At 60.8% G+C, this 7,132-nt stretch carries 7 protein-coding genes and 1 pseudogene; 1 reads left to right on the top strand and 7 read right to left on the bottom strand.

All coding sequences use genetic code 11. The features are described 5' to 3' along the window. A partial coding sequence (locus EN750_RS11555) for a catalase (RefSeq protein WP_245482678.1) occupies positions 1-1,611 on the bottom strand: 1,611 nt, incomplete at its 3' end. 290 nt (positions 1,612-1,901) lie between these two features. Here EN750_RS11555 and EN750_RS11550 point away from each other — a divergent pair. Continuing rightward, positions 1,902-2,465, top strand: a complete 564-nt coding sequence (locus tag EN750_RS11550) for a sigma-70 family RNA polymerase sigma factor (RefSeq protein WP_127326434.1) — start codon at positions 1,902-1,904, stop codon at positions 2,463-2,465. Here the strand turns inward: EN750_RS11550 and EN750_RS11545 are convergent, their stop codons facing one another. The 6 genes and pseudogenes from EN750_RS11545 to EN750_RS11520 all read right to left on the bottom strand — a co-directional run bounded on the left by EN750_RS11545 (position 2,466) and on the right by EN750_RS11520 (position 7,094). Continuing rightward, entirely contained in the window at positions 2,466-2,642 is a 177-nt protein-coding gene (locus EN750_RS11545; protein ID WP_127396503.1) for a hypothetical protein, read from the bottom strand. 163 nt (positions 2,643-2,805) lie between these two features. Further along, positions 2,806-3,023, bottom strand: a pseudogene (locus tag EN750_RS40625) (hypothetical protein). A gap of 82 nt (positions 3,024-3,105) precedes the next feature. Beyond that, positions 3,106-4,020, bottom strand: a complete 915-nt coding sequence (locus tag EN750_RS11535; RefSeq protein ID WP_127396502.1) for a class I SAM-dependent methyltransferase — start codon at positions 4,018-4,020, stop codon at positions 3,106-3,108. 3 nt (positions 4,021-4,023) lie between these two features. Further along, positions 4,024-4,998, bottom strand: a complete 975-nt coding sequence (locus tag EN750_RS11530; protein WP_189526142.1) for a GNAT family N-acetyltransferase — start codon at positions 4,996-4,998, stop codon at positions 4,024-4,026. 8 nt (positions 4,999-5,006) lie between these two features. After that, the gene (locus EN750_RS11525) at positions 5,007-6,146 is read right to left on the bottom strand and encodes a glycosyltransferase (RefSeq protein ID WP_245482677.1); all 1,140 of its coding nucleotides are present in this window, start codon (positions 6,144-6,146) and stop codon (positions 5,007-5,009) included. Between the two features lie 15 nt (positions 6,147-6,161). Then, positions 6,162-7,094, bottom strand: coding sequence for a beta-xylosidase (locus EN750_RS11520; protein WP_127380957.1), 933 nt, complete (start codon positions 7,092-7,094; stop codon positions 6,162-6,164). Positions 7,095-7,132 lie beyond the last annotated feature (38 nt).

Raw genomic sequence — 7,132 nt, 5'->3', positions numbered from 1 at the left:
CAGTCGTGCCGCAAACTGCGGCTCTGGGCAAGGGAGGCGGCTGTAAAGCTTTGACGCGATAACAGCCGGCAAGATGCCGGCTGCCGCAATCTGGGTGGTTCGCCTCCTAGCCTTCTGGCACGGCGCCTCGCGGATCGCCGGCGCCTGGACCTTGCTCAGTTCAAATGTCAGCGCCATCGCGATGTGACGCTGCTCCGGTGGTGTCTGGCTGTTGAAGAATTGCCGGGCCTGGCTGTAGTGATCGGCGAAGCTCTCCGCGCGCAGACGTACTTTCTGCCCTTCTTCGGCATCGGCGAAAGAACGGAAGCCACGCTGCGGATCCTCGCGCGGTCCCAGTCCCCATGAGTTCGGCTCATAATTGGCGCGACCGGCCGGATTGCGCATGGCCATGTGCCCATCCTGTTGAAAATGGGCGAACGGGCACTTCGGCGCATTGATCGGCAGATGGGTAAAGTTCGGGCTGCCCAGTCGCTTCAATTGGGTATCGAGATAGGAGAAGTTGCGGCCTTGCAGAAGCGGATCGTTGGAAAAATCGATTCCGGGCGGCACATTCTGCGTCATGAATGCAACCTGCTCGGTCTCGGCGAAGAAATTGTCCGGCATCCGGTCGAGCACCAGCCGACCGACTGGAATTGGCTCGAGGATCTCCTCCGGAATGATCTTCGTTGCGTCCAGGATATCGAAGTCAAAACTGTCGGCAAATGCCTGATCGAACAGTTGCACCGTCAACTCCCATTCCGGGAAATTGCCGGCCTGTATGGCCTCCCACAGATCGCGGCGATGGAAGTCGGGGTCGGCGCCATTGATCTTGACCGCCTCGTTCCAGACCACCGATTGCATGCCGAGCTTCGGTTTCCAGATGAACTTGACGAAGGTGGATTCGTCCTTCGCGTTGACGAGGCGGAACGTGTGCACACCAAAGCCTTGCATGAAGCGGAAGGAACGCGGGATCGCGCGATCCGACATGATCCACATCACCATGTGCATCGATTCCGGCATCAGGCTGATGAAGTCCCAGAAATTGTCGTGCGCCGTCTGTGCCTGCGGGAAGGCACGGTCCGGCTCCTGTTTGGCGGCGTGGATCAGATCGGGAAACTTGATGGCGTCCTGGATGAAGAAGACCGGGATGTTGTTGCCGACCAGATCCCAATTGCCCTCCTTGGTGTAGAGCTTGACCGCGAAGCCGCGCACGTCGCGGGCGAGATCGAACGAGCCCTTGTTGCCGGCAACAGTCGAGAAACGAACAAATGCCGGCGTCTTTTCGCCAACTCGCTGGAAAATGTCGGCACGTGTGTATTTGGCAAGTGACTCGTAGGTCTCGAAAAAACCATGCGCGCCATAGCCGCGGGCATGAACGACCCTTTCCGGGATGCGTTCGTGGTCGAAGTGGAAAATCTTCTCGCGAAAGTGAAAGTCTTCGATCAGCGATGGTCCGCGCTCACCGATCCGCAATGTGTTTTGGTCGTCGGAGACAGGCGTTCCGAGCGCCGTCGTGAGCGCAGGCGTTTCGTCCCCCGCGATCTGGTGCAACTCGCCGCCATTTCCGCGCGCGCTATTCTGATCCAGTCCACTTGCCGATTGGCGAGCGGAGGGGCGAGCGGATTTGGCCATGACAGGTCCTCGATCGATACCGGAAGGTTGAAGTGGTCAAGCCATCAAACTGCCGGTGAGCGGCTTTGTTCCCGTAAAAATGGACGCTGAAGACACCGCTGTCGGTGGAGCCGTGACTGCTGCGGCGATGGTGCGCGCCAATCGGATGACAGATATCTCCGCCTGCGCAGAATTTATGAAGAGTTGCCTCCAGCAGGAGGAACGAACCAAACTTCCATGCATTTAGCTGGGGCTGCGTTCACACACTCTTTCTTCTGGGAGCTGGACCATTGTCATCCGGAGGCTGCCTTTTGGCCGACCAGGAAACCAATGAAGTTTCCATCGTTGACCTGATACCTGCTCTGCGGGCATTCGCGCGCACCTTCTGCCGCGTCCCCGACGACGCCGACGATCTCGTGCAGGAGACACTGACCAAGGGTCTCGCCAACATCGACAAGTTCGAACCCGGTACGCGCATGAAGTCGTGGCTCTTCACCATCATGCGCAACACTTATTATACCCGGGTCAAGATCGCTGCCCGGGAATCGCCAGGCTTGCTCGACTGCGCGTCTTCGAGACCAATTTCGGAAGCCACCCAGGAATGGACCGTTCAGAGCAAGGAAGTTCACGGCGCCATTCAAAGGCTGCCTGAACACCAACGCGAGGTCCTGATGCTGATCGGCGTTTTGGGAGTGAGCTACGAGGAAACCGCCGACATATGCGGTTGCGCGGTCGGGACGGTCAAAAGCCGCCTGAACCGTGCGCGCGCCAACATCCTTGAATTCCTGGGGGAGAGTTCGCTGCAGACATTGATGGAAAGACGAAACCAGCTGTCGGATGGTCAGCTCGATGTCGAGGTCGACGGCCGGAGATAGTCAGTTCTTCACGTCGCGCCGACGTTTCCCGACGAGCGCGTTCTGCAATTCGACCGCCAGCTTGGTCAGGCGGTCTGGAATTTTTTCCTGCTCTATGGCGGCCAGCAGGGAAGCAATCTCCTGATCCACAGCCATCTCGACATGCGGATCCGGGGTATCGTCGCTCGAACGAGACATCACATTCTCTTGATAGCGGGTCCCTTGATCCTAGTGTGGTGATAAGCGCCTGGCATTACAAGGCGGTGTCCGCCGCCAAGAAGCTCACCAGCGGCCCCTTGCACAGATTTATTTCCTTGCTGCTCCTTCGTCGTCCCGGGCCATGGACGCGCGGCGGTGGCGTTCAATCCCTAGGCAATCGGTCAGCGGCGTGATCCTGATATTGATCGGGCTTGATCCGATTGCCGTCCAGCCCGCGCTCCTGGCCATGCTGCTTCTTGTTGCGATTCGACAAGACCGCGTTTTCTTCGATCTTGTCCCTCTCCAGGGAGGTCATCGCGCCGGCGCCGGCACTCTTGCCTGGCTGCTGCGGCCGAATTGTTTTTTACCGCCGGATGCCATGATTATCCTCCTTCAAATAGGGTACACTCGTCGGTGCCCGTTGTTCGACGTCCGAACTGGCATCGCGCTGTAATGTTCCGCTTCACCCAGCGAGCAGAAAGGCGCTGCCATCCCACGACCGAAACGGCTTCTCGCCGCCGATGAGGACCCGCAATTGATGAGCTTGCGCCAGACGGCCGATATCATCGCGGTCTGAGAGAAGTGATCCGCGATAGGAATAGTTCAGCAAGGCGAGCCAGCCCGGCCGTTTCAGAACGCGCGCAATTTCGTCGAAATGCCGATCAGCCATGCCGGCCAGAACCAGATAGGGAAAGCTGTCCACCGCCAGCACGCAATCGAAACTGGCATCGGCGAATTCGGACAGATCGAGACCGGAGGTTTGTCGCAACTCGACATTGCCGAGTGCGGCGCATTGCTCGGAGGCGATGGAGATCATCCGCGGCGATATGTCGATGCCGACCATCCACTTGAAGGATTTGCACAGCGCGCGCTCGAAACGGCCGATGCCGCAACCGATGTCGAGAATGCTCCGTTCCCTTCCGGTGAATCCTCGCGCTTCCAGCCATGCGACGATTTCGTTGGTCGTGACTGTGAGCCTTGCCTCATCGCCGAGGGATGCCAGTTGGACACTCGCGGCTCCCGAAATCGCTGCCGCGGCATCGAAGCTGGAGGCCAGCCGCATGACGACAGCGACATTCGTCTCGTCCTCATCGCGCTCATGCCGAACGGCGCCACCCGTTGCCCGCAACATGGCGAAGACGTCTGGTTTGCAGCGCAGCAGTCCGGCGACCTTTCGCAGCCTTGCTGCGTCGCCGGCATCCGCCGGCTGGACCTTCAGCACGACCTCCGCCAATTCCGCCGCTCCAATTGTGGGCGGCAGGTGGAGCGCCAGCCTGACGAGAACACCTTCGGCGCAAATGCCATCGGCCATGCAGTCTTCAACCGCCAGCCTGACCGATGTCGTGCGCCGGGCGGCTTTCGGTGCGGTTACACTCATGCATCAACTCCGCGTCCAGACCCTGCGCATCGTCCACCTGTCGACGGCGCCCCAGCCATATTTATAGGCCTCCTGGCCGCGCAGAAAATCGAACTCGCGCGCATCTTCGCGGATCGCTTCCGCGATTGCGTGGCCAATCAGGATCGCACCTGGGCTCTCCTCGGCATAAGCAGGGTCGAAACCACCGAGATAAGCATAGGCACGGCCGCGGTGGTGAAATCCGTAATAGGCGCCGACGGTTCCGCCATCGATCGCGAACAGCCAGCATCGCACCAGACCGTGAGCGTCGAGCAAGGGAAGTGAGAGCCGATGGAATTGCTCGACGGCGGCGTTGGCCAACACACCGCCTCCTTGTTCGGCCCAGCGCATATTGTGCAGGCGGATCAATTGATCGAGGAAAGTTTGCGGACTGCCGCTTGCCGACAACAGCGCGATCCGGCCGCATCTTGATGCGGCTTGACGCGCCCGACGCAACTGGCGTCTGCGTCTTGCGGGGACGCAGCCTGCAAGCGTTTCGTCGCCGGCGAGGGCGAGCACGGGGCAGGCGGCCTGGGCGGTCGGCCAATCCATCTCGGGATGCGTCATCGCAAGGGAGAGGCTGTCCTGCGGCAAGTCCGACAAGATCCATTGCGCCCACCCGATCGAGAGGATCGACTCGGCGACAATGTCGACGACCTCGGCTTCGCTCCCAGGGACAGCCAGAATGTCCAGATAATCGCTGAGCGAAATGCCGACCGGAAGCAGCTTCGAACCGGATATCCCATGCTCGAGGTAGAATGGCGCCAGCCCGACCAGATCGTCGCCACGCCAGACCGCGACCGTCGCCAGTTCACCAGGTGCGAATGCGTGCCACCACGGCACCAGCCAGGCGGGAGATTGAAACGGAGTCGCCGAGGGACTCTGCTGCCACAGTTTCCACCAGTGCGGCGTCAAGGCGTCCAATTGTGCGAGGTCACCGATGATTTCGCTGCGCAGCACAGTTTAGCTCACGGCGTCGCCGCGAAGCGCCGGCGACCAGTGCCAAGCTGTGCCAGCGCCTGATAGGCGTCCATGTAAGACGAGATCATCCGTTCCAGCGAAAACCGCCGTCGCGCTTCGGCCCTGCATGTCTCGGCATCCAAGCTGGGCGCCGCAAGAATGGCTTGGGCCATCTCGTCGACCGTATCGACGAGAAAGCCCGTCCTGCCGTGCTCTATGACATCGGGAAGCGCACCATTTGGAAAGGCGACCACCGGAGTACCGCAGGCGAGGGCCTCCATGGCCACAAGCGAGCTGGTCTCGGCTGCGAGACTCGGAATGACCAGACAGCGCGCTGCATTGAGAATGCGTCGCTTGGCGATGAAGCCGAGCGGACCAAGGAAGCGGCGGCGGCCATCGAGGCGAGGTTGGACCTCATCGCGAAAGTACCGCGTATGCGTTTCATAGGGATAGACCTTGCCGCCGATGACCAGTTGCACATCTGCCTGTTTGGCTGCGTCGAGCGCCAGGTGGACGCCCTTTTCCGGACAAACCCGGCTTAGAACAAGGGCAAAGTCGCGCTTCGACTGCAGCAGGGTCAGTGCTTCGATGTCAACGCCGTTCGGAATCGGCGCCGTCAGCCGGGCGTCTGATGGCGCGGTTTTCTGCTGGGTGGGCGAGACCGCATGGAGCCAGAGGTCACCGCGCGTCGGGCGCAATGCCGCGGCCGGATACCAATCCAATGGCAGGTGGAGGGTCACCAAGGTCGGACCATCGTCGGGCAGATAAGCGTCGAAATCTATGCCGTGCAGATGAACCACGTCGATGGGCCATCGGGCACGGGCAGCCGCGATCGCCTCGCGATGGGCCTGTTGCGCGCGGCTCTTCGCCGCCTCGTCGAGTACGCCGTTTTCGGCCGGTATTTCCACAAGCGTGCCGCTCGCGCTGGAGCCTCGGCAGCCAATGACGATAGATCGATGACCGGCCTGAACCAGTGCCCGATCCAGCATCGACAGAACCTGTTCGGCACCGCCGACAGCGTCGGGGCCGACGGGCGCGAGAGGGTAGGCAACATTGAGGACGGTGAGTGTCTCGCCTGGGCACGTCTCGTTGCCCTGCGCCGTATCTCCACCCGTCAACGGCGTCGCGAAGTCCTGCATCTGATGCATGGGCAGCATGACATTTCACGCGGCCGAGGCCCGCTGCGTGGGGAGCGAGGCGGATGTCATGCCAGGCGCATAGCGGCGGATCATGGTTGAACAGAATTCAGCGAACTCCTCCGGCACCAGGGGCGGGCTGGTGTGGTGGGGCATCATTCCGCGGTGCTGAGGTGTGAAGCAGAAGGTGACCGTCACATCGAAATCGGCGAGTGCTTCCATCTGCCGGTCGAACCAGTCCAGCGCATTCGGCCGAAAACTGTCCGCCCAGGAAAGCCCGGTACGCATATTGGTGACACCCAGCCGCTTCATCCAGGCGACGGCATCGTCCAGCCGCGGGTCTTCGAAATGAAACCACTGCACCAGGCCCATTGCGGGTGTATGGCGCAGGAATTCCTCCAGCGCGGGCTTTGGCGTGCCGTCCTGGCGTAGCAGCCCCATATGGAAATGCCGGTAATAAGAGGAGCCCTCGGCTTCGCGGTGACGCGTCGTTGCTTCCCATTCACGCGGAAGATCGTAGAGGCTGTACCATTGGATGCGTGGCGCATTGCCGAGCAGCAATTCAGCTGTGCGCTTGAGCCCCCAGACTTGGATTTCCTCGGCGCCGAAGGTCGATACGCCGACTTCGCTGACCCAGATGGGAAGATCGGTGACGGTCGCGATCTCGCCGATCTTCTGCGGCCATTCCTGGATCTGCCACAGATTCCAGTCGAGGGGAAAGCCGTGCACGGCGACGGCATCGACATGATCCAGCACGCCGAATTCCTTCATGCGGGTGATGAACCCCGGATCTATCGGCGAGATGCCACCGAGCACTTTGGTCAAAGCCGGGTTTTCAGATGCGATTGCGTCCGCCGCCAGGATTGCCATCCTGGCGAAGCGGCTCCAATCTGGATCGAGCTCGGGATCCCAATGCGATTTGTTGTTGGGCTCGTTCCAGATCATCGCGGCTTCAATCATGGCGCTGTCCTTTCGAGGGGTAGACGGGACCCCCACTG

Origin of the sequence: Mesorhizobium sp. M7A.F.Ca.ET.027.03.2.1, from assembly GCF_003999175.1 — a bacterium.
Taxonomy (GTDB): domain Bacteria; phylum Pseudomonadota; class Alphaproteobacteria; order Rhizobiales; family Rhizobiaceae; genus Mesorhizobium.
The sequence above is the reverse complement of the archived record's forward strand: the minus strand, read 5'-3'. Positions and strand labels throughout refer to the sequence as shown.

Coding starts and splice junctions, on each gene's coding strand:
- EN750_RS11545 (WP_127396503.1), bottom strand. CDS start 2,642: ATGTCTCGTTCGAGCGACGATACCCCGGATCCGCATGTCGAGATGGCT.
- EN750_RS11535 (WP_127396502.1), bottom strand. CDS start 4,020: ATGAGTGTAACCGCACCGAAAGCCGCCCGGCGCACGACATCGGTCAGG.
- EN750_RS11525 (WP_245482677.1), bottom strand. CDS start 6,146: ATGCATCAGATGCAGGACTTCGCGACGCCGTTGACGGGTGGAGATACG.
- EN750_RS11520 (WP_127380957.1), bottom strand. CDS start 7,094: ATGATTGAAGCCGCGATGATCTGGAACGAGCCCAACAACAAATCGCAT.